This is a genomic window from Thermoflexus sp. (genome assembly GCF_040289485.1).
Taxonomy (GTDB): domain Bacteria; phylum Chloroflexota; class Anaerolineae; order Thermoflexales; family Thermoflexaceae; genus Thermoflexus.
Map to the genome: position 1 here is coordinate 1 of NZ_PSLG01000005.1, position 26,781 is coordinate 26,781.

Genomic DNA, 26,781 nt, shown 5'->3' on the forward strand with positions numbered 1-26,781 from the left:
TCATCCACATGGCCAACCGGGCCCACGGCCGCACCGGCCTGGGCGCGGTGATGGGCTCCAAGAACCTCAAAGCCATCGCCGTCCGCGGCCGCTGGCGTCCGCCCGTCTACGATCCGCAGGCCCTCCAGCGGCTGATCCGGCAGGGACCGGCCGCCTACGAGGCCAACCTGGCCGTCAAGAACCTGGGGATCTACGGGACCGCGGGGGTGCTGGCGGCCCAGAACGCCGCCGGTGGGCAGCCCACCCGCAACTACACCAGCGGCTTCTTCGAAGGGGCCGACGCCATCACCGGCGAGCGGATGGCCGAGACCATCCTGAAGGACCGCGACACCTGTTACGCCTGCGTCGTCCGCTGCAAGCGAGTGGTGGAGGCCGAATGGCGGGGGCGCCGGGTGGATCCGCGCTACGGCGGCCCCGAGTATGAGACCCTCTCGACCTTCGGGTCCTATTGCGGGGTCAGCGACCTGGAGGCCATCGCCCTGGCCCATCAGATCTGCGCCCAGTATGGGGTGGATACCATCTCTTGCGGAGCGACCATCGCCTTCGCCATGGAGTGCTTCGAGCGCGGGATCCTCACCGAGGCCGAGATCGGGTTCCCCCTTCGCTTCGGCGACGCCGAGGCCATGATCCGGCTCCTGGAACAGATCGTGCGCCGGGAAGGGATCGGGGACCTGCTGGCCGAGGGCTCGGCGCGGGCAGCCCAGATCATCGGGCGGGGGGCGGAGGGCTGCGTGGTCGCCGTGAAGGGCCAGGAGCTGCCCGCCCACATGCCCCAACTCAAGCGCTCCCTGGCCTTGATCTACGCGGTGAACCCCTTTGGCGCCGACCACCAGTCCAGCGAGCACGACACCTTGTATATGCCGAAAACCCCACGGCCCTTCCTGGAGCGCCTGGCCCGGCTGGGCCTGACCGACCCCCAGCCCCCACGGGCGCTGAACGAGGAGAAGATCCGCTTCGCCTATGAGACCCAGAAGTTCTACAGTTTCCTGGACACGGCAGACCTCTGCCAGTTCGTCTTCGGCCCCTCATGGCAGCTTTACGGGCCGGAGGAACTGATCGCCATGCTGCGGGCGGTGACCGGATGGGAGGTCACCATGGAGGAGGTGATGACGGTGGGGGAGCGGCGGCTGAACATGCTGCGGGCCTTCAACGCCCGGGAGGGCGCCGGGAGGGATCGGGACACCCTGCCCCCGCGGTTGTTCGAGCCCCTCCGGGGCGGGAAGAGCGAGGGGTTATACGTGGACCGGGCCGAATGGGAGGCCGCCCTCACCCGCTATTATGAATTGGCGGGATGGGATCCTCGGACCGGCATGCCGACCCGGGAGAAACTGGCCGCCCTGGGCCTGGAATGGATCCTGGAGGCGGGATAAGCCCGCTTCCCCCTCCCCCACCGCCCAACGGGGAACTTCCCATTCCTCTCCCGCCGCCGGCCGCTAACGGATCGTTAACGCCTCGCTGGCGCTCCTCTGATCCGGCACTAATGTTCCTCTGAGGCGCCGCCGCTACCATAGAGGCTGGAAAAACCCACAGGGGTGCAGGCGAAGATCCCACGGCGAAAGGAGGTGAGGCCTATGGCGCGCGAGTTGATGCTCCGGGATCCGTTCGACGCGGCCTTCATGACGCTGCGCGAGGCCATCGACCGCCTGTTCGACCAGGCGTTGGTGCGACCCTTCGACGGGGGGACCAGCCTCAGCGCCGGGCTGCCGGTGAACCTCTATGAACTGCCCGATCGCTATCACGTGGCCATCCGGATGCCCGGCGTGCGGCCGGAGAGCCTGGAGGTGCAGGCGCTGGGCTCCACCCTGACCATCCGCGGCGAGATGGCCGCGCCGGAGATCGAGAACGAGAAGAACGTCGCCATCCTGCGCCGCGATTGGTCCGGCGGGCGCTTCGCGCGGACCATCGAGTTCGGCGATCCCATCGATGCGGAGCACATCGAGGCCCGGTTGGAGAACGGCGTCCTGCACGTGACGGTGCCCAAGGCCGAGGCAATCCGGCCGCGTGTGATCAAGGTCCAGGTGGCCCGGTGAGCGGACCGAACCCGGGGGCGTCCGGAAAAGGACGCCCCCGGCGCTTTTTAGCGAAGCCCCAGCCGCTCCCACTCCGCCCGCAACTGATCCCGTCGCGCCTTCAGTTCCTCCAGTTTGCGGCGCTCCTTCTCCACCACCGAGGCAGGTGCCCGGACGGCGAACTCGGAGGTCAGCAGGCGCTCGGTCCGGGCGATCCGCGCCTCGAGGTCGGCCAGTTCCCGCGCCAGCCGAGCCCGCTCCGCCTCCAGGTCCACCAGCCCGGCCAGCGGCAGGTAGATCCGCACCTCCCCCACCGGGTAGATCAGGGCGTTCTCCGGGACCGGCTCAGCGGCCTCGCGGAGGACCAGGCGCTCCGGATCCAGGCGGGCCAGGGAGACCAGCAGGGACCGGTGGGCCTCGAAGAGCGGGCGCTTGTCCCCCACGGCCAGGACAGCCGCCAGCCGCTGCGCTGAGGGCACCCGGTAGGTCTCCCGGGCGTTGCGCAGCGTTCGGATGACCTCAATGAGGAGCTGCATGTCGGCTTCGGCCGCCGGATCCACGGGGCCGGGGGTCGGCCACGCCGCCACGATCAGCCCCTCCGCCCCATCCGTGACCCCCGCCCGCCGGAGGTAACCCCACAACGCCTCGGTGATGAAAGGCATATATGGATGGAGCAGGCGCAGGATCCCATCCAGCACATAAACGAGCACGCCTCGGGTCCGAGCGCGGTCGGCCTCGCTTCCCCGGTAGAGCGGCTCCTTGGCGATCTCGATATACCAGTCGCAGAAGGCATCCCAGGTGAACTCGTAGATCAGCCGGCCCGCCTCCCCGAAGTCGAAGCCCTCCAGGGCCTCGGTGACCGCGGCCACGGTGCGGTGATAACGAGAGAGGATCCAGCGATCCGGCAGGGTGAGCCCCGGGTCCTCCAGCGAGGGCCGGGCGATGGGGCCTGGGATCTGGCTCAGCACGAAACGGGCAGCGTTCCACAGTTTGTTGGCGAAATTGCGGCTGCCCGCCACCCGTTGCAGGGAGAGGCGCATGTCGTTGCCCGGGGTGGAGCCGGTGGCCAAGGTGAAGCGCAAGGCGTCGGCCCCGTAGTCCCGGATGACCACCAGGGGGTCGATGACGTTGCCCTTGGTCTTGCTCATCTTCTCGCCCTTCTCGTCCCGGACCAGCCCGTGGAGGTAAACGATGCGGAAGGGCACCTCTCCGGTCATAGCCAGGCCCATCATCACCATGCGGGCCACCCAGAAGAAGAGGATGTCGTAGCCGGTCTCCATCACCGTGGTCGGGTAGAAGTAGCGCAGGTCCTCGGTGTCGTCCGGCCAGCCCAGGATGGAGAAGGGCCAGAGGGCGGAAGAGAACCACGTGTCCAGCACGTCCTCGTCCTGCCGGATGCGCGGGCTCCCGCACCGCGCGCAGGCTGTCGGATCCTCCCGGGCCACGGTGATGTGCCCGCAGTCGTCGCAATACCAGGCCGGGATGCGATGGCCCCACCACAGTTGGCGGCTGATGCACCACGGGCGGATGTTCTCCAACCAGCGGAAGTAGTCCTTCTCAAAGCGCTCGGGCAGGATCCGGATCTTCCCCTCCTTCACCACCCGGATGGCCTCCTCGGCCAGGGGCTTGGCGTTCACGAACCACTGGAGGGAGAGCATGGGCTCGACGATGGTGTCGCACCGCTGACAGCGGCCGGGCGCGTAGCGGTGGGGCTCCACCCGCTCCAGCAGGCCCTCCCGCTCCAGATCGGCCACCAGAGCCTCCCGAGCCCGGAAACGGTCCATCCCCGCGTAGGGCCCAGCGTTCTCATTGAGGGTGGCGTCGGGGTTCATTACGTTGATGCGGGGGAGGCCGTGCCGTTCCCCGATCTCGTAGTCGATGGGGTCGTGGCCGGGGGTCACCTTCACTGCCCCCGTGCCGAAATCCCGGTCCACCGCGGGGTCGGCCAGGACGGGGATGCGGCGGCCCAGGGCCGGAAGCACGGCGGTGCGGCCCACCAGGGCCGCGTAGCGCGCGTCCTCCGGATGCACCGCCACCCCCGTGTCCCCCAGTAGGGTCTCGGGGCGGGTGGTGGCCACGGTGATGAAGGCCCGGGCGCCCTCCGCCCAGCGGCCGCTGCCCCACGGCGCGGCGGGCCCTTCCCAGCCGTCGCCCACCAGCGGATAGCGAATGTAATAGAGCAGCCCCTCTTCCTCCTCCTCCCGCTCCACCTCCAGATCGGAGAGGGCCGTGCCGCAGCGGGGACACCAGTTGATGAGATACTCCGCCCGGTAAATCAGGCCGCGCTCGTAGAGGCGGACGAAGGCCTCGCGCACGGCCCGCGAGTGCTCCGGATCCATGGTGAACCGCTCGCGGGTCCAGTCGCAGGAAGCCCCCAGGCGGCGCAACTGCCGGGTGATGGTCCCTCCGTATTTCTCCTTCCAGGCCCAGACCCGTTCCAGGAACTTCTCCCGGCCCAGTTGCTGGCGGGTCAGGCCCTCCCGGGCCAGTTCCCGCTCCACCATCACCTGGGTGGCGATCCCTGCGTGATCCGTCCCTGGCACCCAGAGGGTGGGATCCCCTCGCATCCGGTGATACCGGATCATCAGGTCCTCCAGGGTCACAAACATGGCATGGCCCATGTGAAGCTCCCCGGTGACGTTGGGCGGGGGCATGGCGATCACGAAGGGCTTCCTGGACCAGTCGATGCGGGGGGTGAAGAAGCCCCGTTCCTCCCACCATCGGTAGATGGGCTCCTCGATCTCCTGCGGGTTAAAAGTCTTGGGCAACTCCATCGCCCGGCTCGCCATCCGTCTCCCTCCTTCGTCCGGGATATCCCCACGGGGCGCCCCGCCTGGGCCCCCGAAACGAAAGCCCCCTCCCGTCACAAGGACGAGAGGGGGCAGACCTCCCGCGGTACCACCTTGCTTCAGGGGGCTTCCGAATCCCCCTGCCCTCTTGCCGCGATAACGGGCGGCCACCCGGGCCGGACTCAGGTCCGCCGGCCGGGGCGGACGGTCATCCGGCCGGCTCCAGGGCGACCTTCAGCAGCGCCGCCGACAGGGGCTTCCACCCATCCCCCCTCGCTGGCGCCGGGGCCGCTGCCTACTCCTCCCCTTCTCCGCCGTTCCTCAGATCCCCGCCGGGCCGTCCTCAGGCGGCCATCAGATCACCTGGAACCGGCCCGTGGCCTTCACAATCTTCTCCTTGTAGTTCCGGACGTGGCGGAAAAGCTTCTTCTTGAGTTCCTGCCACTCCGGGCTGGCCAGGATGCGCTGCAAGGTCTCCATATCCTGGGCGATGGCGCCAGTGAGGATCTGGGGACCTTCCCCATACATCGTATACCAGGCGTCGGTGGGCTCCATCCCCAGGCGCATCATCCCCGGCGCGAACTCCCGCACGATGAACTCGAAATACTCCTGTTCGTGGCCGGGCTTGATGTCCCAGGCCATCAGCAGTTTGACCATCTCGGCCATCGCTACGCTCCCTCCCCAGGCAACGGGGATCCCTTCCGCGCGGTTTGCTCTATATTGTAGCCGGCATCTGCCTTTTTGGGCAACTCAAAGGACGCCGACCACCAGGAGGAGAAGCACCGCCAACGCGCAAAGGTCCAGGAGCAACAGCCCCCCCAGGATCAGCCGCTGCATAGGGGTCAGGCCCTTCAGGAAGGTCAGTCCGCCCGGCAGTCCGGAGGAGGGCTCTGTCTCCACCTTTTCCTCGATGACCTCCCCCTCAGGGACCTCGGAGAGATGCTGGCGGATATCCTCGAACATCGACAACCTCCCGGATCAATTTTCCGCCGACCTCGCCCGGAACCGGCGCAGCCAGTATTCGAGCCCCTCCGCGTCCGCCTCCGGCTTCTCCTCGCTCCCCGGGGCAGCGGACTCGACCGTGCCCAGGGCGCGCCGCAGATAGGCCACGAAGGCTGGGCTCGACCACACCTGGGCGCCGCGGCGGCGGGCCGCCTCCTGAACGCGGCGGTCCGAGGAGACCACGATGAGGCCCCGGGGGTTGCGCTCGGCCTGGAGGATGCGGATCAGCAACGCGTCAGCGGTGACCCCGGACGGGGCGAAGCGCACCGTCACCCCACCCCGCGACGTCCGATCGCGGGCTCTCCCCGGCGCGCCCCGATCGAAGACCACCGTGATGCGACGCCCGGTGCGCAGGGCCAGCCGCTGCAACCGCTCCACCAGGCGGGCCTCATCGTCCGGATCCGCCAGATGGAGGTCCGGCATGGCCCCGATGAGGTTGTGGCCGTCGATGAGGAAAGGCATCGTCCCCTCGCGCCCCCGGCGCCCCGCCTCGCGCGCCGCTGCGGGCGATCAAGGCTGGGGCACGGATTCCAGCAGCGGGACGGCGGCGGACGACCGCTGGAAAACCAGATCGCCGTCAGCGACATCCACCACGATGGTGTCGCCGGATCGGAACTCCCCCCGGAGCAGCCGCACGGCCAGCGGGCTCTCCACCCGTTTCTGGAGGACCCGCTTGAGGGGGCGGGCCCCGAAGGCGGGGTCGTAGCCCTCCTCCGCCAGCCAGCGGCGGGCCGCCTCGGTGAGGACCACCTGGAGGCCGTGCTCCGCCAGGCGGGCCTGGATCTGGCGCATCTGGATGTCGACGATCTGCATCACGTGATCCAGGGTCAGGCGGTTGAAGATCACCACCTCGTCGATGCGGTTGAGGAACTCCGGCCGGAAGGTCTCCCGCAGGGCCCGCTCGATCCGCTGGCGCTCCTCCGCCCGCTCCCGCTCTGAGGCCGCCGGCACGAAGCCGAGGGATCCCGCGCGGCGGAAATACTCAGTGCCGACGTTGGAGGTCATGATGATGATGGTGTTGCGGAAATCCACTGTGTGGCCTTGCCCGTCGGTGAGGCGACCGTCGTCCAGGATCTGAAGCAGGGCGTTCCATACGTCGGGGTGGGCCTTCTCGATCTCGTCGAAGAGGATCACCCGATACGGCCGGCGCCGCACCGCCTCGGTCAGTTGTCCACCTTCCTCGTAGCCCACGTAGCCGGGCGGCGCGCCGAAGAGGCGGGAGACGGTGTGATACTCCCGGTATTCGCTCATGTCCAGCCGCACCAGGGCGTCCTCATCCCCGAAGAGATACTCGGCCAACGCCCGAGCCAGTTCTGTCTTCCCCACCCCCGTAGGGCCCAAAAAGAGGAAGGAGCCGATGGGCCGCCGCGGGTCCTTCAAGCCAGCCCGGGCCCGCCGGATGGCGTCGGCCACCACGGCGATGGCCTCGTCCTGGCCCACCACTCGCTCCCGCAGCCGCTCCTCCATATGCAGGAGCCGTTCGGCCTCGGTCTCCATCACCTGGACCACCGGGATTCCGGTCCAGGCCGCCACCACCCGGGCCACGTCCTCGGCAGAGACCACCTCGTCCAAGTTGCGCTCCCGCTGCCACTGGGCCCGCAGGGCCTCGAACTCCTTTTGCAGGCGGAGCCGCCGCGACCGGATGTGGGCGGCCCGCTCGTAATCCCGGTTCAGGCCGGCCTGCTCCTCCTCCTGCATCAGCCGCCCGATCTCGACTTTAACGGCCTTGAGGGCGGGGGGCAACGTGTTCAACGCCACCCGCAGCCGGGCCGCCGCCTCGTCGATCAGATCGATGGCCTTGTCGGGGAGCCGGCGCTCCGGGATGTAACGGCGGGAGAGGCGCACAGCGGCCACGATGGCCTCGTCGCTGATGCGCACCTGGTGATGGGCCTCGTAGCGCTCCCGCAGGCCCATGAGCATCTGGATGGCGGACTCCTCCGAGGGCTCCTCGACGAAGATGGGCGCGAAACGGCGCTCCAGGGCCGGATCCTTCTCAATGTATTTCCGGTACTCGTCGAGGGTGGTGGCCCCGATGCACCGCAGTTCCCCGCGGGCCAGGGCCGGCTTGAGCATGGAAGCGGCGTCCAGGGCCCCGGAGGCCGCCCCCGCCCCCACCACGGTGTGGATCTCATCGATGAAGAGGATCACCTCGCCCTCGGCCCGCTGGACCTCCTCGATGACGGCCTTCAGGCGCTCCTCGAACTCGCCTCGGAACCGCGCCCCGGCCACCATGGCCGCCAGGTCCAGTTGCACGATCCGCTTGCCCATCAGCAGTTCGGGGACATCATTGGCGGCGATGCGCTGGGCCAGACCCTCCACAATGGCCGTCTTGCCCACCCCCGCCTCGCCGATCAGCACCGGGTTGTTCTTGGTCCGCCGGCACAGCACCTGGATGACCCGCAGGATCTCCTCCTCCCGGTTGATCACCGGATCCAGCTTCCCCTGCCGGGCCAGCCGGGTGAGATCCCGCCCGTAGCGCTCCAGCATCCGGTAGCGGCCCTCCGCCCCCGGATCGGTGACCCGGGCGCCGCCCCGCAGGTCCTTGATGGCCTCGTAGATCCGCTCACGGGTCACCCCCGCGTCCATCAAGATGCGGGCGGTGGGGGTGTTCCGCTCGGTGGCGATGGCCAAGAAGAGGTGCTCGGTGGAGATGTAGTCATCTCCCAGGCGCCGGGCTTCCTCATTGGCCAGGTCCAGGATCCGCTTCACCCGCGGGGTGATGAACACCTGGCCGGCCCCGCCCAGGCCGTAGATGGAGGCGCGGGGGCTGGCCCGCAACACCTCGTCCAGCCGTCCCCGCATCCAGTCCACGCTGACCCCCAGGCGTTGGAGCAACTGGGGCACCACCCCGTCGGGCTGTTCCAGGAGAGCCAGGAGGAGGTGCTCGGTGTCCACCTGGTTGTGCCCGTAGCGCTGGAGGATCTCATAGGCCCTCGCCGCGGCGTCCTGGGCCCGTTCTGTGAAGTGATCAAAGCGCATCATCGTCCGGTGCTTTCCTTGTCTGGCAAGACGGTCCAGGGCGGATCGTCCACCTCGTCCGACGGCGCCCACGGGGCGCTGTAAAGGTCCCGGGGACGTTCCCCCGCTTCATTATACGGGATCCTCCTAGAGCCACCAAATCGCCCCCCCACGGCTGGTCCCGGGCGGCTGGCGTTCCTGGGGTTGAGTTTTCTCCGCTTCACCGCCGGCTACGCCCCGGTGCGCTATCCGCTGTTCCACGTTCCCACCGCGCCCCCATCGGCCCCTTCCCCCACCTCCATGCCCACGCCCTCCCCGGCGCCAACAGCCGCCGGCCCCACCCAGATGGCCCTTCCCAGCCCCTCGCCGTCGCCCCCTGGGCCCTCCGCCTGCGAGCCGGCCATCCGCCCACTCATCGAAGGGGCCAACCACGCTCAGGCGGACTACATCCGGGGCCGGGGGACCGCTGAGGCGCTGGCGACAGCCTGGGGGGATGCCGCCCTCGAGGCCCAGCGCCAGGGCGACCGATTGCGGCAGGCGATCCGGGCCTTGCAGGGGACGATGCGCGAGATCGAGGGGCGCATCGTCGATTGCGCCGTCGCCGCCCGGCCCGCCCCCGACCGCATCGAGATCCAAACCCACGAGACCTGGATCTAGCGGGCGGATCTGCCCTGCGGCCCCAACCGCGTCGTGCGGGTCGAGCGCATCGTGGATTACCCCGCGGAGCGCTATCAGAGGATCGCCCAGGGGGAAGGCTGGCGGATCACCCGCTGGTCGCCGGGCGAGGGGACGATCCAGAAGGAGTGGCGCTGCCTGTGATCCCGCGCGGCCGCCAGCCCAACAGGCGCAACCCGTTCAGCACCACGAGCAACGTGCTCCCCTCGTGGCCGACGACCGCCAGCGGCAGGGGGAGCCCCACCCCGAAGGTCAGCGCGACCAGCAGGACGATCACCCCGGCGGCGAAGGCCACGTTCTGCCACACCACCCGCATCGCCGCCCGGGCCAGGGCGATGGCCTCGGCCACGCGGCGCAGGTCCTCCTGGAGCAGGACCACGTCGGCAGTTTCGATGGCCACATCGCTGCCCATCCGGCCCATGGCGATGCCCACGGCGGCCGCCGCCAGGGCCGGGGCATCGTTGATGCCGTCCCCCACCATCGCCACGGGCCCCCGGTCGCGGGCCAGCCCGCGGATGCGCTCCAGTTTCTCCTGCGGCAGCAAGCCGGCCTCGATCCGGTCGATGCCCACCGCCTGGGCCACCGCCCGGGCGACGGCGGCGTGATCGCCGGTGAGCATGACCACCTGCACCCCCATGCGGCGCAGGGCCTGCACCGCCTCCCGCGCCTCCGGCCGCACCCGATCGGCCACTTCCACGATCCCCTGCCACGCCCCATCGTAGACCAGCAACACCGTGTGGCCCGCCGCCCGGGCAGCCTCCACCGCGGCGGCCACGGCCTCGGGGACAGGGATCCCTTCCTCCTGGAAGAGGCGCGGCGCGCCCACCCAGATCGACCGCCCATCCGGCCGGCCGACCACCCCGAGGCCCGGCCGCGCTTCCACCTCACGGATCTCAGGGGGCACCACCCCGCGGGCCCGCGCCTCCTCCAGGATGGCCCGGGCGATGGGATGCTCGGAACGGGCCTCCACAGCCGCCGCCAGGGCCAAGACGGCCTCCGGGCTCGACCCGTTCAGGGAGCGGACGGCACGGACCTCCACCCGGTTCTCCGTGAGGGTGCCGGTCTTGTCCATCGCCACCACCCGGACCCGGGCCAGGTCCTCCAGGGCCCCTCCACCTTTGAACAAGAGTCCCCGGCGGGCTCCCGCGGCGATGGCAGACAGGAAGGCCGCGGGGGTGCTGATGACCAGGGCGCACGGCGAGGCCACCACCAGCAACGTCATGGACCGGTAGAAGGCCCGCTCGAAAGGCTGGCCCAGCCCCAGGGCGATCAGCAAGGTCAAGGCCGCCCCGGCCATCACGACCCAGGCATATCCCCGCTCGAACCGATCGATGGCCCGCTGGGTGCGGGCCCGCTGGGCCTGGGCCGTCTCCACTAACTGGATGATCCGGGCGAGCATCGTGTCGGCCGCCGGCTGCGTGACCTCCACCTCCAAGGCCCCGTGGCCGTTGAGGGTGCCAGCGAAAACCGGTGCCCCCGGCCCCTTGGGCACCGGCATGGATTCCCCGGTGAGCAGGGACTCGTCCACGGCGGAGACGCCGGCCCGCACCACGCCGTCCGCCGGGATCCGCTCTCCCGGCCGGATGAGAAGGCGATCCCCAACCCGAACCTGCTCCACCGGGATCCACTCCTCCTGCCCCTCCCGGAGGCGCCGGGCCATGGCCGGGCGCAGATCCAGCAGCCGGCGGATCGCCCGACGGGTCCGCTCCAGGGCCATGGACTGCAGGGCGTTGGACAACGAGAACAGGAAAAGAAGGGTGGCCCCTTCCTCGGCGTGGCCGATCCCCGCCGCCCCCAGGGCCGAGAGGAGCATCAGCAGGTTGACGTCCAGCCGCCCCTCCCGCAAGGCCAGGCTCCCGTCCAGGGCCCCGTAGAAGCCGCCCGAGAGATAGGCGGCCAGCCAGAAGAACCCCTCCAAGCCCGGGGCCCAGGACCGGGCGAGCAGCCCGCCCAACAGGGCGGCCAGCGTCAGCCCGACGAAGGGGAACTCCAGCCGGCGCTCCGCCACGATCCAGCGATGCACCTGCGCCATCGGCTAGGCCTCCGCAGGGGACTTCGACCGCGCCTTGCGCTGGCAGTCCGGGCACAGGCCGTAATAGACGAGGCGGGCGCCCCGCAGCACATAACCGGAGCGGGCCACCACCTGGGCGTGGAGGCCCTCCACCGCCACGTCCTCCAAGTCCTGGACCCGGTGGCATGAAAGGCAGACCAGATTGATGTGGGGATCGGTGGCGCCGTCGTAATGCACCATCCCGTCCCCCGCATCCCCCAGGGCGCTCACCAACCCCAGGCGGACCAGCGCGTCTAGGGTCTTGTACACCGTGGCCAGGCTCATGGTGGGGAACCGGCGCCGGAGGCGCCGGTGGATCTGATAGGCCGTGGGATGGTTGCGGCTCCGGGTCAGGACCTCGCAGATGGCCACCCGCTGCGGGGTCAGCCGCAGCCCCGAGGCCCGCAACCCCTCCAACATCGCCTGCAGCCGCCGTCGCTGATCCATTGGATAACAATTCTCCAAAGAAAATCGTTTTCCAAATGCATGCTATCGCGGCCCGGCGGTTTTGTCAAGGGCGGGGGGCAGGTTGACGGATCCCCGAGGGCCTGGTTACAATAAGGGCAATCGGTTTTCGGTCCGCTTCGGAACCTGCGGCGGGGTGGGCAGGCCCGACGATGCAGGGTGTGGGGATCCTCCACCGGAACCCCATGGGTATCTGTCGTGGGCGGGGGCAGTGGGCGGCCGCCTGCCCGGGCGTTGCCCTGCGCTGAAGGCGACCGGCCTCCCCCTGTCCCCGCCTTCCCCATCCCCGCGCCCCGGCTTCGCCCCGCTTCGCGCGGAGGCGATCCGCATTCTGATCCTGGAGGTGTTCCATGGGGGTCCTGTTGAACGGCTTGGACGTGGAGGCTCTGCAGCAACTGGTCGCCCAGGTGCAGCGCGATCCGGAGGCGGCCCGGGCCCTGAACCGCTGGTCGGCCCGTGTCCGCTGGCTGGGCGGGTTCAAGGGACGGGCCTACATCCGGGAACACTCGTTCCTCATCGATGAGCCGGCGGACCTGGCCGGCAAGGACGAGGCGCCTAACGCCGTGGAGTATGTGCTGGGGGCCCTGGGGGCCTGCCTCACGGTGGGCTTCGTCCTGAACGCCACGAAGCGCGGGATCCCCCTGCGTCATCTGGAGATCGCCCTGGAGGGGGAGATCGACAACATCCTCACCTTCCTGGGCCTGAGCCAGGAGGGGCATCCCGGCTACCGCGAGATCACCGTCCGTGCTTACGTGGACGCCGACGCGGACGAGGGGACGCTGCAGGCGGTGTGGACCGAGACCGTGGCCACCTCGCCGGTCGGCAACACCCTGGCCCGATCGGTGGCCCTCCGCCCCATCCTGAGCCGGGTGGCCTCCTGAGCCCCATGGCGGGGCTCCCGGATCCTCTTCCCTGGGAGGTGCGAGCGTGAGCGCGCAACTGAACGGTGTGGACCTGAACGAGCTGCAGGCCCTTCTGGAGACAGCCCGGGAGCGCCCCGAGGCCGTCCAGCCGACCCGCTGGGCGCGCTTCCGCTGGGAGGGCGGCCTGAAGGGCCGGGTCCTGATCCGCAACCAATCCTTCGTCGTGGACGAGTCGGTGGACCGCTCGGGCCGGGAGGCGGGCCTCAGCGCCCTGGAATACGCCCTGGGCGCCCTGGGGGCCTGCCTGGGCCTGGGCTTCATCTTCAACGCCACCCGCCGCGGCATCGCCGTCCGCAACCTGGAGGTCGCCCTGGAAGGGCGCATCGACAACCTGCTGCGCTTCCTGGGCCTGGAGGGGGAGGGCCATCCTGGCTATCGGGAAGTGATCCTCAAGGCCTATGTGGACGCCGACGCCGACGAGGAGACTCTGCAGGCCCTGTGGGAGGAGACCGTGGCCACCTCCCCGGTCGGCAACACCTTCGCCCGGCCCGTGGCCCTGCGGGCCGAACTGGCCACGGTCGCCGGCTGGTGGTTCCGCACCACGCCCGCGGAGGATCCGGGCGCGGCGGAATCCCGCGGCGGGATGCCGTGCTGAACCCGGGCTCACCTCATCCGAACAGGAGGGAACGATGGCACGCAACGGTTTGCCCCTCTTCCCGGTGACGGTGGTGGGCAGCTGGCCGCGGCCCCCATGGCTCCTCGAGGCGCTGCGCAAGCGCCAGGCCGGCCAGATCTCCTTCCGGGAGTTCCAGGAGATCGCCGACCGCGCCGTCCTGGAGGCCCTGCGGGCCCAGGAGGAGGCCGGCGTGGAGATCGTCAGCGACGGGGAGCAGCGCCGCGACAACTTCTATTCCTTCGTGGTGGAGAAACTGGAGGGCGTCCGGCTGATGACAGTGGCCGAGATGTATGACTACGCCGAGGACAAATCGTTCTTCGAGCAGATCCTGCGCCAGCTGGACGTGCCATCCTATGCCATCAAGACCCCTGTCGCAGTGGATCGGGTGCGCCTGAAGATGCCGCTGGCGCTGGACGAACTGGAGTTTCTGCGCCGGCACACCGACCGGCCGGTCAAGATCCCCCTCCCCGGTCCCTACCTCCTCACCCGGACCATGTGGGTGCAGGGGCTCTCCGACCGGGTCTACCCCACCCGGGAGGACCTGGCCCGGGACATCGTGGCCATCCTGCGGGAGGAGATCCTGCGCCTGCGGGATGCCGGGGCCGACTTCATCCAATTGGACGAGCCCGTGCTCACCGAGGTGGTGTTCCAGCCCCCGGTGCACAGCCGGACGTTCATGTGCGCCTCCCTCTCGGCGGCCGCGGAGGATCCCCAGGTGGAACTGGCCTGGGCGGCCCAGTTGATCAACCGGGTGGTCCTGGGCGTGGAGGGGGTGCGCATCGGCGTCCACATCTGCCGGGGGAACTGGACCACGCGGGAGGAGGCGCTGCTGACGGGCAGTTACGAGCCGCTACTGGGCACCCTGGAGGCCATGCGGGTCCAGCAGTGGGTGCTGGAGTTCGCCACGCCGCGGGCGGGGGATCTGCACGTGTTCCGGGCAGTCGCCCGCAAGCGGGAGATCGGCCTCGGCGTGGTGAACCCGCGGACGGCGGAGGTGGAGCGCCCTGAGTTCATCGTGGCCCGGGTGAAGGAGGCTCTGAACTACTTCGAGCCGGGCCAGATCTTCCTGAACCCAGATTGTGGGTTCGGCACCTTCGCCGAACGACCGGTGGCCACCCCGGAGGTGGCCTTCCGGAAACTCCAGGCCATCCGCGCCGCCGCCGAGCAACTGCGCCGCGAGTTCGGGGCCGCCTGAGAGGGGTTCCCCCTTCCGCTCCGGGTTACAATAACGCAGGAAAGCCCACACCCGGAGGATCGAGGATGCCATCCCGTCGTCCGTTGTCGTTCCAGGAGATCATCCTGCGGCTCCAGGCCTTCTGGGCTGAGCAGGGTTGTCTCCTCTGGCAGCCCTACAGCGAGAAGGTCGGCGCTGGGACCATGAACCCGGCCACCGTGCTGCGGGTGCTAGGGCCGGAGCCGTGGCGGGTGGCCTACGTGGAGCCCTCCTACCGGCCGGCCGACGGGCGCTACGCCGAGAACCCCAACCGGATGCAACTCCACCACCAGTTCCAGGTCATCCTGAAGCCCGACCCCGGCAACCCCCAGGAGCTCTACCTGGAGAGCCTGCGGGCCCTGGGCATCCACTTCCACCAGCACGACATCCGCTTCGTCGAGGACAACTGGGAGTCCCCAGCGCTGGGGGCATGGGGCCTGGGCTGGGAGGTGTGGCTGGACGGGATGGAGATCACCCAGTTCACCTACTTCCAGCAGGCGGGGGGGCTCCCGCTGGACCCGGTGGCCGTGGAGATCACCTACGGCCTGGAACGCATCGCCCTCTACCTGCAGGGGGTCTCCTCGGTCTGGGACCTAGACTGGGACGGCACCCACACCTACGGGGAGATCCTCCGGACCTCGGAGGTGGAGCACTGTGTCTACAACTTCGAACTGGCCGACATCGAACGGCTGCGGGAGCTCTTCCAGCACTATGAGGCCGAGGCCCGGGCCTGCATCGCCCGCGGCCTGGTGATCCCGGCCCACGACTACGTGCTGCGCTGCTCCCACACCTTCAACCTCCTGGACGCCCGAGGGGCCATCGGGGTCACCGAGCGGGCCCGCTACTTCGCCCGCATGCGGGACCTGGCGCGACAGATCGCCACCCTCTACCTGGAACAGCGGGAGCGCATGGGCTTTCCCCTCCTGAAGAAGGCGCCGCCCGCCCCGGCGCCGGCCCCTCTCCCCCCTCCGCCGTCGGTGGAGACAGCGGAGGACTTCCTGCTGGAGATCGGCACCGAGGAACTGCCCGCGCGGGACCTCGAGGCGGCGCTGCGGCAACTGGCCGAGAACGCCCCCGCCCTCTTCGCCGAGGCCCGCCTGGACTATGAGGACCTGCAGGTCTACGGCACGCCGCGCCGGCTGGCCCTCTACGTGCGCCGCCTCCAGCCCCGCACCCGGGCGGTGGAGACGTGGGTGAAGGGCCCGCCCGCCCACGCGGCCTTCGACGCAGAAGGCCGCCCGACCCCCGCCGCCTGGGGCTTCGCCCGCGCTCAGGGGGTCCCAGTGGAGGCCCTGACGGTGCGGGATCTCCCGGAGGGCCGCTACGTGGGGGCCGTGAAGCGGACGGAGGGCCAGCCGACGGCAGAGGTGCTGGGGGAACTTTTGCCCCGCCTGATCGGCAGCCTCCGGTTCGAAGGGAGCATGCGGTGGAACGGCAGCGGGGTGAGTTTCGCCCGGCCCATCCGCTGGCTGGTCGCCCTTTACGGGCGGGCGGTGATCCCTTTCTCCTACGCCGGCGTGGTCAGCGGGCGCGAGACCCGCGGGCCGCGCTTCCGGGGCTCCCCGCCCCTCCGCCTGGAACAGGCCGCCGACTACTTCCCGGCCATGCGCCGGTTCCGGATCCTGCTCTCCGTGGAGGAACGGCGGGCGCGGATCCGCCGGGATCTGGAGGCCCTGGCCGGGGAGGTCGGCGGACGGGTGCCTGAGGATCCGGAGCTGCTGAGCGAGGTGGCCAACCTGGTGGAGGCCCCGACGGTCCTGCGGGGCCAGTTCGACCCGGAGGCCCTTCGGCTCCCTCCGGACGTCCTGATCACGGTGATGCGGAAGCACCAGCGGTATTTCCCCGTGGTGGGGCCGGACGGTCGTCTGCTCCCCTATTTCCTGGCCGTGCGCAACGGTGGGCGGCGGGGCCTGGACCAGGTCCGTCGGGGGAATGAGGCGGTGCTGCGGGCGCGCTTCGCCGACGCGGCCTATTTCTTCGAGCAGGACACCCGCCAGCCCCTGGAGGCCTTCCTGCCCCGCCTGGCTACCCTCACCTTCCAGGAACAACTGGGCTCCATGCTGGACAAAACGCGGCGCCTGGAGGCCCTGGCGCCGGCCATCGGCCAGCGGCTGGGGCTGACCCCGGAGGAACAGGCCGTCCTGGCGCGGGCCGCCCATCTGTGCAAGGCGGACCTGGCCACCCAGATGGTGATCGAGTTCACCGAACTGCAAGGGGTGATGGGGCGCGAATACGCGCGGCGGAGCGGCGAGCCCGAGGCGGTGGCCACCGCTATCTTTGAGCATTACCTCCCGCGCTTCGCCGGGGACGCCCTGCCCGAGACCCGGCCGGGGATCGCCCTGGGGATCGCCGACCGGCTGGACTCCCTGGTCGGCCTGTTCGCCGTCGGGCTGGCCCCCTCCGGCTCGGCGGATCCCTATGGCCTGCGCCGCGCGGCCGCCGGCCTGATCCAGATCCTCACGGCCCGCCGGCTGCGCTTCTCCCTGCGCCAGGCCCTGGCGGCAGCGGCCCAGGTCCAGCCGGTGCCTGTGCCCGAGGCCACCCTTGAGGAGGTGCACGCCTTCCTGGTCGGCCGGCAACGGGCTGCCCTGCAAGAGGCCGGCTACCGGTATGACGTGGTCGAGGCGGTCCTGGCCGCCCGCGGGGACGATCCGGCCCTGGCGGCCGAGGGCGCAGCCGGCCTCCAGGCGGCGGTGGCGCGGCCGGACTGGCCCCGCCTGCTGGCGGCCTACAGCCGGTGCGTGCGCATCCGGCGCAAGGCCGAGGGCGAGGGGAGCCATCCGGCCCCCCAGGTGGACCCCACCCGCTTCACGACGGAGGCCGAAGGCGCCCTGTGGACAGCGGTCCAGGAGGCCCGACGCGCCGTGGACCCGGAGGGGCCGGTGACCGATCTGGTGCAGGCCCTGGAGCGGCTGGAGCCGGTCATCACCCGCTTCTTTGAGGAGGTGCTGGTGATGCACGAGGAGGAGGTGCTCCGCCGCAACCGGCTGGCCCTCCTCCAGGCCATCGCCGACCTGGCGCAGGGGATCGCCGACCTCAGCCGGCTGGAGGGCTTCTGAGCCCGGGGGATGGCGCTCAATACGCTCCCTCCCCCATGAGGACCCGGGGGATGGTCCGTAGGATGATCTCCAGGTCCAGCATGGGGGACCAGTTCTCGATATAGTAGATGTCCAGCAGGCACATCTCGTCGAAGGTGAGGTCGCTGCGGCCGGAGATCTGCCAGAGCCCGGTCATGCCGGGGACGGCGGAGAGGCGCTGGCGCTGCCAGGGCTTGTAGGCCTCCACCTCGGAGGGCAACGGCGGCCGCGGGCCGACGAGGCTCATCTCCCCCTTCAGCACGTTGATCAGTTGCGGCAACTCGTCCAGGCTCAGCCGCCGCAGGATCCGCCCCACGCGGGTGACCCGCGGGTCGTTCCGGATCTTGAACAGCGGGCCGCTGGCCTCGTTGAGCGCCCGCAACTGCTCCTGCTCCTGTTCCGCCCCCACCCGCATCGTCCGGAACTTATACATCGTGAAGAGGCGGCCGTCCTTCCCCACCCGCACCTGTCGGAAGATCACCGGCCCCGGGGAATCCAGCCGGATGGCCAGGGCGATGAGGGCCATGAGGGGGGCGGCCATCCACAACAGCAAGGACCCCAGGGCCAGGTCCATCGCCCGCTTCAGGCGGATCTGGGCGGAGGAGAGGCGGACCTCCCGCACCCCGATCAACGGGATCCCGTCCAGGTCCCGCACGTCCAGCCGGCTCAGCGCCAACTGGAAGGGGTCGGGGACCATGCGGGCTGGGATCCGGCGGGCTTCGCAATGGCGGACCACCTCCTGGATGCGCTCATAGGAAGCCATCGGGAGGGTGATGATGACCTCATCGATGGGATGTTCCGCCAGAACCCGGGGCAGATCCGCCACTGTCCCCAACGCCCGGAAAGGCCCGATATCGGTGTGCGCCTTCTCCGGGTCGTCGTCCAGGAAGCCCAGGATACGGTAGCCCAGTTCCGGCCGGGCCAGGGCGGCCCGCATCACCGCTCTGCCGAGATCCCCGGCCCCGACGATGAGGGCCCGCACCACCCCCACGCCGCGCCGGCGCAGGTGGCGCTCGACCCGGCTCTCGACGAAGCGCAGGCCGCCCAGCAGCAGCACCACCAGCAGGGCGGCCTCCAGGAACATGAGGCGGGAGTAGAAGAGGGACTGAGAGAAGAAGACCACCGCCATGAGGGCCAGGGTGCTCTTGGCCACGGCGTTGAGGATGCGATACATCTCCTCCAGCCACGCCGCCCCCATCTGGGGGGGATACACCCGGTCCAGGCAGAAGGTGAGGAGGAGCAGCAGCGTCCAGGCGATCTGGAAGGGGATGTAGGCCGAGAAGGGCGCGTCGAAGGTGATCTCGCGGAACCACTCCCACCGGTAACGCATCCAGTAGGCCAGCACGAAAGCGACCTGGATCACCACCAGATCCAGGCCGACGCGCACCCAACGCCACCATCCAGGGATCCGCCGACCCATCCGCTCTTCGCCCCTCCTCATCGCCGGGGGGTTCCCTCGGTCAAGATCTTATTATAAAAACGGACGGTGGCCTCGGCCGTCGCCGCCCATGGGAACGACCGGGCCCGGGCCAGGCCACGGGCCCGCAGCGCCTCTCGGAGATCCTCGGCGTCCAGCAACCGCCGCAGGGCGGCCACCCAGCCGTCCAAGTCGTCGGGGTCCACCAGCAGGGCGGCCTCGCCGAGGCCTTCCTGAAGGGCCGGGATGCGGGAGGCGATCACCGGCGTCCCGCACGCCATGGCTTCCAAGGGGGGCATCCCGAAGCCCTCATACCGAGAGGGATAAGCGAACAGGGTGGCCGCGTTATACCACGCCGGGAGTTCTTCCTCCGGCACGAAACCCACCCACCGGGCCCGGCCCTCGCCCTCCAGTTCCCTCAGCCGGCGGAGGAAGGCGGCCTTCCAGCCCCGCCCGCCCACCAGGATCAGGGGGATCGGCGGCGAGAGGCGGGCGGCCGCCTCCAAAAGGAGGGCCACGTTCTTGCGCGGCTCCAGGGTCCCTACATAGAGCACGAAGCGGTCCGGGAGCCCCCGGCGGGCGCGGAAGGCGGCCACCGCCTCAGGGGACAACGGCCGGAAGCGTTCGTCCACCCCCGGATAGGCCACGGCGATCCGCTCCGGCGGGAGCCGCCAGCGTGCCGCCAGTTCGGCCCGGACAGCCTGGGAGATGGTCAGGATGCCGGCCGCCCGCCGACAGGTCAACCGGGTGAACAGGCGCAGATAGATCCGGTTCGGGGCCCGAAAGGCCTCCGGATAACGCACGAAACTGAGGTCGTAGACGGTGACCGTCACCGGCAGCGGGGCCGCCAGCGGAGCCACGAAGGCCATGGCGTGGAGCAGATCCCAGCCCCCGCGGGCGAGCAGCAGCGGGAGGACCATCTGCTCCCACAGGATCCGGGCCCACGGCCGGTGGGTGGGCCCCGCGGCGCGCACCCAGCGGATCCGCGGGGCCGGTGGCGGAAGGGCCCGGGGGCCGATGAAGGCGGTGAAGGCGGCCTCCGGGGCGGCCTCCGGCAGCCGCCGCAACACCTCGTAGAGATAGCGATGGATCCCGGCGCTGCGGTAGGAGGCCTCTCCAGCCAGCAGCATCGCGTTCAGGGCGATCCGCATCCGCCCCTCCCGCTCAGGACCTGACGGTAGAAGGCCACGGTCCTCTGGGCGATCTGCGCGTGGGTGAAGCGCTCCAGGACGCGGGCCCGGCCGGCCTCCTGCAAGCGTCGATACAGGTCCCCCTCTGTCATCAGCCGCCGCAGGGCCTCCCGCAGGGCCTCTGCATCCCCTTCTGGGAAGAGCAGCCCGGCGTCGCCGACGACCCACGGGATCTCCCCGGCCGACGAGCCGATCACGGGCACGCCGCAGGCCATGGCCTCGATCAGCACCCGGCCGAACTGCTCCGTCCAGTTCGGCCGGGATCGCGAGGGGAGCACCAGCACGTCCAGCCCCCGATAGACCTCCGGCATCTGGAGGGAGGGGACGGGCGGCTCGAAGGAGACCCGGGCCGCGATCCCCAGGGCCTGGGCCTGCCGGCGCAACGCCGCGCCCGCCGGCCCGCTCCCGATGATCCGGAGCCGCCACTCCCCCGGCAGCCCCGCCGCCGCCTGGAGCAGCAGGTCGATCCCTTTCTCCGGAACCCACCGGCCGACGTAGCCGATGGTGAAGGGCCTCTCGGGCCGCCGGGAAGCCGGCGTGAAGCGCTCGGGGTCCACCCCGAACTGGGGGATCACCGCCATGGGCCCGGCGTAGCCCTTGGCCCGCCACACGCGGGCCGTTGTCTCGCTGCCCGCGATGGCCCCGTCGGCCCGCCGCAGGACCTCCCCTTCCCACCAACAAAAGGGCGGCGGGTATCGCCGGAGCAGGTTCTGCCACGAGAAGAAGATCGCCGGGATCCCCAAGGCCTTGGCGGCCCGCAGGGCATGCCACGTCGCCAGGTTGTAGGGTTCCTCATCGATGTGCAGGAGATCCGGGCGCAGCATCCGCAGGCGGCGGGGAAGCCCCGGATAGAAGTGCAGGTGATAATGGCCGTTGAGGGCGATGGGCTCCACCAGCAGGGTGTAGCCCCGGGTGTGGGCCCGCTCCAGAGGCATGGTCCCCCGCTCGTCCCGCCAGGCGGGGGGCACCAGCACGATCAGCGTGAGGTCCTCCGCCTGGGCCATTGCCTCGGCCTTGCGCTGATACGCCCCGACCACCATGGCCTTGGAGAGGAGGACCACCCGCATCGCCTCTCAATCCCGCTTCCAGGCCGTGAGGGCCTCCAGTTCCTGCCAGGTCTCCTCCGGCAGCCGCCAGCCCACCGCCCCGACCAGTTCATGCAGCTGCTCGACCGTGCTGGCCCCGATGATGGGGCTGGTCACCGCCGGATGGTTCAGCAGCCACGCCAGGGCGACCTGGGCCGGCGTCTTCCCCAGTTCCCGAGCGATGGCCTCCACCCGTCCCAGCACCGCCCACGCGCGCTCGTCCTGCAGGTAGCGGTTCAGCCACTCGCTGACCGCCCCGCGGCTGCCGGCCGGCGGCGGCGCATCCCGCCGATACTTGCCGGTGAGGAAGCCGCCGGCCAGGGGACTGTAGGGGATCACGCCCAGGCCCTGGTCCCGGCACAGGGGCATCAGTTCCCGCTCGAACTCCGCCCGGTGGAGCAGATTGTAGTGGGGCTGGAGGCTATCGAAGCGGGCCCAGCCGTGTTTGTCGCTGATCCAGAGGGCCTTGCAAAGCAGCCAGGCTGGGAAGTTGGAGGCGCCGATGTAGCGCACCTTCCCCTGACGCACCAGGTCGTCCAGCGCCCGCAGGGTCTCCTCCAGCGGCGTCTCCTCGTCCGGCCAGTGGACCTGATAGAGATCGATGTAGTCGGTGCCCAAGCGGCGCAGGCTGCCCTCCACCGCCTCGAAGAGATGCTTGCGGGAGAGCCCCTGGTCGTTGGGGCCAGGACCCATGGGGCCGCGGACCTTGGTGGCGATGACCAGGTCCTCCCGCCGGCGGCCTTTCCGCCAGCGGCCGATGATCTCCTCGCTGAGGCCGGCCCAGGCGCCCGGCGCCCAATACGGATAGATGTCCGCGGTGTCGATGAAGTTGATCCCCAGATCGACGGCGGCGGAGAGGATGCGATGGGCGGTCGCCTCGTCCGCCGTCCAGCCGAAGGTCATGGTGCCTAGACACAGCGCGGAGACCTTCATGCCGGTCCGACCCAGAGTGCGATACTCCATGGATGAACCTCCTCCGGATGGGGATGTCGCGCAAGGGCGTGCTGTCACCCGGCGGGCTCGACCTGCACCGTCTGGTCCCCAAAGGCCGGGGCTTGGGGACCGCGGGCGAGGAGGCGGCGCCAGCGCTCCGGGATCGGGATCACCCGACCGGTGGCGTCCAGGCACACGTGCCGGGTCCATCCGGTGGCCAGCCGCTGCCCGTCCCCGGCGCGGTGGACGGCGTAGCCGAAGGTGAGCATACGGCTGCGCACCTCCTCCACCCAAGTGCGCACCACCACCCGCTCGCCGTAGCGGGCGGGGGCCTCATAGCGGGCGTGGGCCTCCACCACGGCGAAGAAGGCCCCGCTCCGCTCCACCTCGGCGTAATCGGCCCCGCAGGCCCGCAGGTATTGGCTGCGGCCCTCCTCGAACCAGATCAGATAGGCGCTGTGGTGGACGATGCCCATCTGATCGGTCTCCGCGTAACGCACGTAGAACGTCGTGGAGACGGACGGCTTGTCCACGGGCCTCCCTCCGAGGCGCAGACATCCAACACAGGGGCAGCACAGGACGGGCCACCGCGCCGCCCCGGAACGATCCTTCGAGGTTCACGGCCCGGGCGGGCGGGCCAGTTCCCCGATCTCCCGGACGGTCAGGATGAACAGGAGGGCGAGCAGGAAGACGAAGCCGATCAGGTGGACGGCCTGCTCCCGCTTCGGATCCATGCGGCGGCCGCGCACGGCCTCGAGGAGCACGAAAAGGATGCGCCCGCCATCCAGGGCCGGCAGCGGCAGCAGGTTGGTGAAGGCGATGGCCAGGCTGAGGAGCGCCGTGAAGGTCAGGAAGGGATACGGGGTGCCGGCCTCGACGCTCCCCCGCAGCGTCTCGCCGGCCTCCGCCCCGATGCGCACCGGGCCGGCAGGCTGCAACGCCTCCAACGGCACCAGGCCCAGGACGATCCGCCCGGGCAGGCTGAACAGCCACCCCGTCAGCCCGGCGAACAGCGCGGTCCCCCGGACGGCCGCCTCTCCCAGGCCGTAGCGACGGATCCGCGCGAAGTCGAACTCGGCGGCGATGACCACGCCCATGGGCCCCTGCCCCGGGGGCGGGTTCGGGCGCACGTAGACCTGGACCTCCTGCACCGCTGCCCCCCGCTGGATCCGCAGGCGCACCGTCTGCCCCTGCCAGGCCAGGGTGAGGGACCGCATCTGCTCCGTGGTCTCCACCGGCGTCCCCGCTAAGGCCAGGACGATGTCGCCCGGGGCCAGGCCGGCCTGGGCGGCGGGGGAATCCGGCGCCACCCCGGTGATGCGCACCCGGGTGGCCGGCACGCCCAGGAGGAACACCCCGATGAGCACCCCCCATGCCAGCAGCAGGTTCATGAGCGGGCCAGCGGCCAGGATGAAGAAGCGCCAACGCCGAGGCCGGCCCGCGAACCCATCGGGAACCTCCGGGTCCTCCTCCCCGCAGAGGCGAACGAAGCCGCCGAAGGGGATGGCGTTGAGGGTGAGGAGCGTCTCCCCCCACCGCCCCAGGACGAGCAGACGGGGAGGGAACCCGAAGCCGAACTCCTCCACCGCCACCCGCCCCAGCTTGGCGGCCAGCAGATGGCCCAACTCGTGGAAAAAGATGAGGGGCCCCAGGACCAGCAGGGCCCCCAGGATCCCCCACGGCACCGTGACCACCGGCTCGCTCATCGGACTTCCCTCCCGTCGGAAACCGGCCGCGCCCCGCCCCCAGGCCCACTGGCCAGGGTCCGCTGCACCCCCGGGAGGGCCTGGATCCGCCGCAGGACCTCGGGGACGGCCTCCTCCGGGCACAGCAGGTGGACGTTGGGGCCGGCGTCCAGGGTGAAGGCCACCGGCAACCCCTCCTCGCGCCAGCGGCGGGCGGCCAGGAGCACGACCAGGGTGGCTGGCTCCCAGTAGAACAACGGCGGCCGCGAGGTCATCATCACTGCATGCAGCCAGATGGCCTCCAGTTCCGCCACCTCCGCCAGGGTCTCGAAATCCCGCTCCCGGATGGCCTGATGGCAACGGGCCACCCGCTCCGGCGCCGTCGCCACCCGCAGGGCATGCAGGGGGCTGGTCGCCGCCCGCCGATGGCCCTCGCCGGATCCCACCGCCTTGTGACGCTCGGAGACCAGGGCGATCACATCCCAGAGGGCCCAGTGGTCCGGCGGGGCCACGCTGTAGGCATAACTGTCCTCGTGGCGCTCCCCCGTCACCCACTCTACAAAACCGGGGGGCACCGAGCGGCATGCCGAACCGGAGCCCAAACGGGCCAGGGCGGAGAGCGCCCGCTCGGGGAGCGTCAGCCCCAGGGCGGCGGTGGCCGCCACGGCCAGGGCGGCGAAGGCCGCCGCCGAAGAGGCCAGCCCTGCGCCCATCGGGATGTCGGTGAAGGACGTGACCCGAGCCCGATCCCGACACCCCGCCATCGCCCGGACGTGATCCAGGAACCGGGAGACCCGCTCCCGGGCCGGCTCCGCCGCCGGCTGACCGTTGAGCCACAGTTCGTCCGGACCGGGCCCGTCCAGGAAAGCGACGGTGGTCGTGGTGCGCAGGGCCCCCAGGTTCATAGAGATCGAGGGGTTGGCCGGGATCCGCAGATCCTCGTCCCGGTTCCCCCAGTATTTCACGAAGGCGATGTTCGGATGGGCCACCGCCGTCGCCTGCCGGAGGTGCGCCATCGGTCAAAGGCCGAACCCCCTTCGGATGCCGCTTCAGTCTAACACGGGCGTCGGCCCCCTTCAAACGGGGCGGTCTCACCAGAGGGGCACAGGGGGGAGCAGGAAGCGGGCGGCGAGGGGGAGGATGCCACAGGTCACCATGATGTCTTCATCGCCGAACCGCGTATCGCTCCACGCCGCGCACACCCGCCCTCCCGACACATCCAGGCCCCAGTAATCGCCCGGGGCGGGGCTGACGGGCGGGACGCTCCGGTTCAGATCGAAGGACCGAGTGCTGACCCGGAAGGGCGGGCTCCAGGTGCGCCCGCCGTCCGGCGAGTAGGCATAGAAGGCATCGAAGAGCCGGTGGCGCGGATCCCGACGCTGGTCCAGCCAGAACAAGTGGACCCGGCCGGCGGCATCGGCCCGCACGATGGGATGAACGGCGTCCCCGGGGGCCGGGAACGGCATGCCCACCGCCCAGGTCCGCCCCCCGTCCTCACTGCGGGCGAAGGCCACCTCCGTGCCCAGCGTCTCCAGGGCCGCCCCCTCGGTCCAGACCACATACAGCCGCATAGGATCCCGGGGGTCAGCGGCCGCGCTGGGCAGCGTGTATAAACGCCAGCGATCCCCGGGCCGCACCGGGCTGGGAGGCTGGCGCACGGAGGCGACCACCTGGGGCGGGGAGAAGGAGCGCCCCCCGTCCGTGGAGCGCACCACCTCAATGCGGCCCGGCGCGGTGGGCGACATCGGCGTCACGTAGAACAGATGGACCGTCCCATCGGCCCCCACCACCGGCATGGCCCCCTGGATCCCCTCCCCGGCCGCCGCCGTCACCGGGGAGGACCAGGTCAGACCGCCGTCGGCGGAGGCGATCAGCCAGAGGACCTCGGCGTGCATGGGGCGCCAGGCGATATACAGCCGTCCCCGATACGGGCTGCCGGGATGATCGTCCAGGGCCAGCCACGGCTTATCATCGAGGATCGTCGATGGATCCGATATGGCAGCGACAGCGTCCCGCCAGGTCCGCCCGCCGTCGTCCGACCAGGTGAGGAACAGCCCGTGGTGACGATGGGCGGGCGTGCCCGCCCCCAGGGCCAGGACGTAAAACCGGCCCTCTCGGGCCGCGAGGACCACCGGATCGCTCTGTCGGGTGATGGTCGGGGGCAGCCCGGGGAAAGGGATCTGGACCGGCCAGGAGAGGCCGCCGTCAAAGGAGGCGTAGATCCAAACCTCGCGGGTGATGTCGTGGGTGCGCCGGAAATCCTTGGCCGCCACCACCAGGTTCAGGGGATCCCGGGGATGGATGGCCAGGCTGGGCTCCTGCTGGGCGAACCCGCTGCCGTCGGCGTTGGCCACGACGTTGGGGCCCCAGAGGGGAGGCGGCAGGGCAGCGGGATCCGCACCGGCTCCATAAAGGGAAAGCCCCCACCCCAGGGCCAGGAGGAGCCCCGCCGCCAGCCCCACGGCCCTGCCCCCACCGCCCGGCCTCCGCTGCTCCCGGTCCATCCCAGCCTCCCCGCCAGCCCGGACGCGCCGGCGGCGTTTTCCGTGGGTAGAATAATAAGCGGCCCCTGAGGAATGCCGGGTGACACTGGAGATCTCCGCCGGGAGGCCGCGATGGGCTGGGATGTCCTACGAAGTTCAAGGAAGACGACGGCCCGGGCCGCGGACCTGCCGGCAGGGACGCCGCGCCGGA

General features: G+C 70.4%; 22 protein-coding genes. 7 read left to right on the forward strand and 15 right to left on the reverse strand.

Translation table 11 applies throughout. From position 1 onward, the window contains the following. Both C4313_RS01515 and C4313_RS01520 read left to right on the forward strand, forming a co-directional pair. A partial coding sequence (locus C4313_RS01515; RefSeq protein WP_352428114.1) for an aldehyde ferredoxin oxidoreductase family protein occupies nt 1-1,370 on the forward strand: 1,370 nt, incomplete at its 5' end. Nucleotides 1,371-1,571: 201 nt separating this feature from the next. Further along, the gene (locus tag C4313_RS01520; protein WP_352428115.1) at nt 1,572-2,030 is read left to right on the forward strand and encodes an Hsp20/alpha crystallin family protein; all 459 of its coding nucleotides are present in this window, start codon (nt 1,572-1,574) and stop codon (nt 2,028-2,030) included. Between the two features lie 47 nt (nt 2,031-2,077). Here the strand turns inward: C4313_RS01520 and C4313_RS01525 are convergent, their stop codons facing one another. The 5 genes from C4313_RS01525 to C4313_RS01545 form a co-directional block, all read right to left on the reverse strand. Next, the gene (locus C4313_RS01525) at nt 2,078-4,798 is read right to left on the reverse strand and encodes a valine--tRNA ligase (RefSeq protein ID WP_352428116.1); all 2,721 of its coding nucleotides are present in this window, start codon (nt 4,796-4,798) and stop codon (nt 2,078-2,080) included. A 354-nt stretch (nt 4,799-5,152) separates the two neighbouring features. Next, nucleotides 5,153-5,464, reverse strand: a complete 312-nt coding sequence (locus C4313_RS01530) for an NIPSNAP family protein (protein ID WP_088571144.1) — start codon at nt 5,462-5,464, stop codon at nt 5,153-5,155. An 84-nt stretch (nt 5,465-5,548) separates the two neighbouring features. Continuing rightward, nucleotides 5,549-5,761 carry a hypothetical protein gene (locus tag C4313_RS01535; RefSeq protein ID WP_352428117.1) on the reverse strand — a complete coding sequence of 71 codons (213 nt, stop codon included), beginning with the start codon at nt 5,759-5,761 and terminating at the stop codon, nt 5,549-5,551. A gap of 15 nt (nt 5,762-5,776) precedes the next feature. Continuing rightward, entirely contained in the window at nt 5,777-6,262 is a 486-nt protein-coding gene (locus C4313_RS01540) for an NYN domain-containing protein (RefSeq protein ID WP_352428118.1), read from the reverse strand. A 48-nt stretch (nt 6,263-6,310) separates the two neighbouring features. Next, nucleotides 6,311-8,779, reverse strand: a complete 2,469-nt coding sequence (locus C4313_RS01545; RefSeq protein ID WP_352428170.1) for an ATP-dependent Clp protease ATP-binding subunit — start codon at nt 8,777-8,779, stop codon at nt 6,311-6,313. A 183-nt stretch (nt 8,780-8,962) separates the two neighbouring features. Here C4313_RS01545 and C4313_RS01550 point away from each other — a divergent pair, with 183 nt between their 5' ends. Then, a complete protein-coding gene (locus C4313_RS01550) occupies nt 8,963-9,415 on the forward strand; it encodes a hypothetical protein (protein ID WP_352428119.1) in 453 nt (150 codons plus the stop codon). A gap of 106 nt (nt 9,416-9,521) precedes the next feature. Here the strand turns inward: C4313_RS01550 and C4313_RS01555 are convergent, their stop codons facing one another. Further along, complete coding sequence (locus C4313_RS01555) at nt 9,522-11,465, reverse strand: heavy metal translocating P-type ATPase (protein ID WP_352428120.1); 1,944 nt, start codon at nt 11,463-11,465, stop codon at nt 9,522-9,524. A gap of 3 nt (nt 11,466-11,468) precedes the next feature. After that, nucleotides 11,469-11,930, reverse strand: coding sequence for a Fur family transcriptional regulator (locus tag C4313_RS01560; RefSeq protein WP_352428121.1), 462 nt, complete (start codon nt 11,928-11,930; stop codon nt 11,469-11,471). A 368-nt stretch (nt 11,931-12,298) separates the two neighbouring features. Between C4313_RS01560 and C4313_RS01565 the strand changes: the two genes are divergently transcribed. From C4313_RS01565 to glyS, 4 genes are all read left to right on the forward strand, one after another. Next, the gene (locus C4313_RS01565) at nt 12,299-12,829 is read left to right on the forward strand and encodes an OsmC family protein (RefSeq protein WP_352428122.1); all 531 of its coding nucleotides are present in this window, start codon (nt 12,299-12,301) and stop codon (nt 12,827-12,829) included. Between the two features lie 46 nt (nt 12,830-12,875). Then, complete coding sequence (locus C4313_RS01570) at nt 12,876-13,466, forward strand: OsmC family protein (protein ID WP_352428123.1); 591 nt, start codon at nt 12,876-12,878, stop codon at nt 13,464-13,466. 34 nt (nt 13,467-13,500) lie between these two features. After that, nucleotides 13,501-14,682: a cobalamin-independent methionine synthase II family protein gene (locus C4313_RS01575; protein ID WP_352428124.1), complete on the forward strand. Its 1,182-nt coding sequence runs from the start codon at nt 13,501-13,503 to the stop codon at nt 14,680-14,682. A gap of 65 nt (nt 14,683-14,747) precedes the next feature. Next, nucleotides 14,748-17,759 carry a glycine--tRNA ligase subunit beta gene (gene glyS, locus C4313_RS01580; RefSeq protein ID WP_352428125.1) on the forward strand — a complete coding sequence of 1,004 codons (3,012 nt, stop codon included), beginning with the start codon at nt 14,748-14,750 and terminating at the stop codon, nt 17,757-17,759. Nucleotides 17,760-17,775: 16 nt separating this feature from the next. Here the strand turns inward: glyS and C4313_RS01585 are convergent, their stop codons facing one another. The 8 genes from C4313_RS01585 to C4313_RS01620 all read right to left on the reverse strand — a co-directional run bounded on the left by C4313_RS01585 (nt 17,776) and on the right by C4313_RS01620 (nt 26,591). Further along, a complete protein-coding gene (locus tag C4313_RS01585; protein WP_352428126.1) occupies nt 17,776-19,197 on the reverse strand; it encodes an undecaprenyl-phosphate glucose phosphotransferase in 1,422 nt (473 codons plus the stop codon). Nucleotides 19,198-19,214: 17 nt separating this feature from the next. After that, complete coding sequence (locus C4313_RS01590; protein ID WP_352428127.1) at nt 19,215-20,345, reverse strand: glycosyltransferase family 4 protein; 1,131 nt, start codon at nt 20,343-20,345, stop codon at nt 19,215-19,217. Further along, on the reverse strand, nt 20,330-21,451 hold the full coding sequence (locus C4313_RS01595; protein WP_352428128.1) for a glycosyltransferase family 4 protein: 1,122 nt from the start codon (nt 21,449-21,451) through the stop codon (nt 20,330-20,332). The genes C4313_RS01590 and C4313_RS01595 overlap by 16 nt, the downstream gene beginning before the upstream one ends. 6 nt (nt 21,452-21,457) lie before the next feature. Beyond that, nucleotides 21,458-22,432: an aldo/keto reductase gene (locus C4313_RS01600; protein WP_352428129.1), complete on the reverse strand. Its 975-nt coding sequence runs from the start codon at nt 22,430-22,432 to the stop codon at nt 21,458-21,460. Between the two features lie 44 nt (nt 22,433-22,476). Further along, nucleotides 22,477-22,935 carry an acyl-CoA thioesterase gene (locus C4313_RS01605; protein ID WP_352428130.1) on the reverse strand — a complete coding sequence of 153 codons (459 nt, stop codon included), beginning with the start codon at nt 22,933-22,935 and terminating at the stop codon, nt 22,477-22,479. Between the two features lie 84 nt (nt 22,936-23,019). Continuing rightward, complete coding sequence (locus tag C4313_RS01610; protein WP_352428131.1) at nt 23,020-24,108, reverse strand: M50 family metallopeptidase; 1,089 nt, start codon at nt 24,106-24,108, stop codon at nt 23,020-23,022. Beyond that, the gene (gene mvaD, locus C4313_RS01615; RefSeq protein ID WP_352428132.1) at nt 24,105-25,103 is read right to left on the reverse strand and encodes a diphosphomevalonate decarboxylase; all 999 of its coding nucleotides are present in this window, start codon (nt 25,101-25,103) and stop codon (nt 24,105-24,107) included. The genes C4313_RS01610 and mvaD overlap by 4 nt, the downstream gene beginning before the upstream one ends. 75 nt (nt 25,104-25,178) lie before the next feature. Further along, nucleotides 25,179-26,591, reverse strand: a complete 1,413-nt coding sequence (locus tag C4313_RS01620; RefSeq protein ID WP_352428133.1) for a sialidase family protein — start codon at nt 26,589-26,591, stop codon at nt 25,179-25,181. Nucleotides 26,592-26,781: the final 190 nt, after the last annotated feature.

Coding starts and splice junctions, on each gene's coding strand:
- C4313_RS01555 (WP_352428120.1), bottom strand. CDS start 11,465: ATGGCGCAGGTGCATCGCTGGATCGTGGCGGAGCGCCGGCTGGAGTTC.
- C4313_RS01540 (WP_352428118.1), bottom strand. CDS start 6,262: ATGCCTTTCCTCATCGACGGCCACAACCTCATCGGGGCCATGCCGGAC.
- C4313_RS01545 (WP_352428170.1), bottom strand. CDS start 8,779: ATGCGCTTTGATCACTTCACAGAACGGGCCCAGGACGCCGCGGCGAGG.
- C4313_RS01600 (WP_352428129.1), bottom strand. CDS start 22,432: ATGGAGTATCGCACTCTGGGTCGGACCGGCATGAAGGTCTCCGCGCTG.
- C4313_RS01620 (WP_352428133.1), bottom strand. CDS start 26,591: ATGGACCGGGAGCAGCGGAGGCCGGGCGGTGGGGGCAGGGCCGTGGGG.
- C4313_RS01565 (WP_352428122.1), top strand. CDS start 12,299: ATGGGGGTCCTGTTGAACGGCTTGGACGTGGAGGCTCTGCAGCAACTG.
- C4313_RS01590 (WP_352428127.1), bottom strand. CDS start 20,345: ATGCGGATCGCCCTGAACGCGATGCTGCTGGCTGGAGAGGCCTCCTAC.
- C4313_RS01575 (WP_352428124.1), top strand. CDS start 13,501: ATGGCACGCAACGGTTTGCCCCTCTTCCCGGTGACGGTGGTGGGCAGC.
- C4313_RS01560 (WP_352428121.1), bottom strand. CDS start 11,930: ATGGATCAGCGACGGCGGCTGCAGGCGATGTTGGAGGGGTTGCGGGCC.
- glyS (WP_352428125.1), top strand. CDS start 14,748: ATGCCATCCCGTCGTCCGTTGTCGTTCCAGGAGATCATCCTGCGGCTC.
- C4313_RS01595 (WP_352428128.1), bottom strand. CDS start 21,451: ATGCGGGTGGTCCTCCTCTCCAAGGCCATGGTGGTCGGGGCGTATCAG.
- C4313_RS01520 (WP_352428115.1), top strand. CDS start 1,572: ATGGCGCGCGAGTTGATGCTCCGGGATCCGTTCGACGCGGCCTTCATG.
- C4313_RS01535 (WP_352428117.1), bottom strand. CDS start 5,761: ATGTTCGAGGATATCCGCCAGCATCTCTCCGAGGTCCCTGAGGGGGAG.
- C4313_RS01530 (WP_088571144.1), bottom strand. CDS start 5,464: ATGGCCGAGATGGTCAAACTGCTGATGGCCTGGGACATCAAGCCCGGC.
- C4313_RS01525 (WP_352428116.1), bottom strand. CDS start 4,798: ATGGCGAGCCGGGCGATGGAGTTGCCCAAGACTTTTAACCCGCAGGAG.
- C4313_RS01610 (WP_352428131.1), bottom strand. CDS start 24,108: ATGAGCGAGCCGGTGGTCACGGTGCCGTGGGGGATCCTGGGGGCCCTG.
- mvaD (WP_352428132.1), bottom strand. CDS start 25,103: ATGGCGCACCTCCGGCAGGCGACGGCGGTGGCCCATCCGAACATCGCC.
- C4313_RS01585 (WP_352428126.1), bottom strand. CDS start 19,197: ATGGGTCGGCGGATCCCTGGATGGTGGCGTTGGGTGCGCGTCGGCCTG.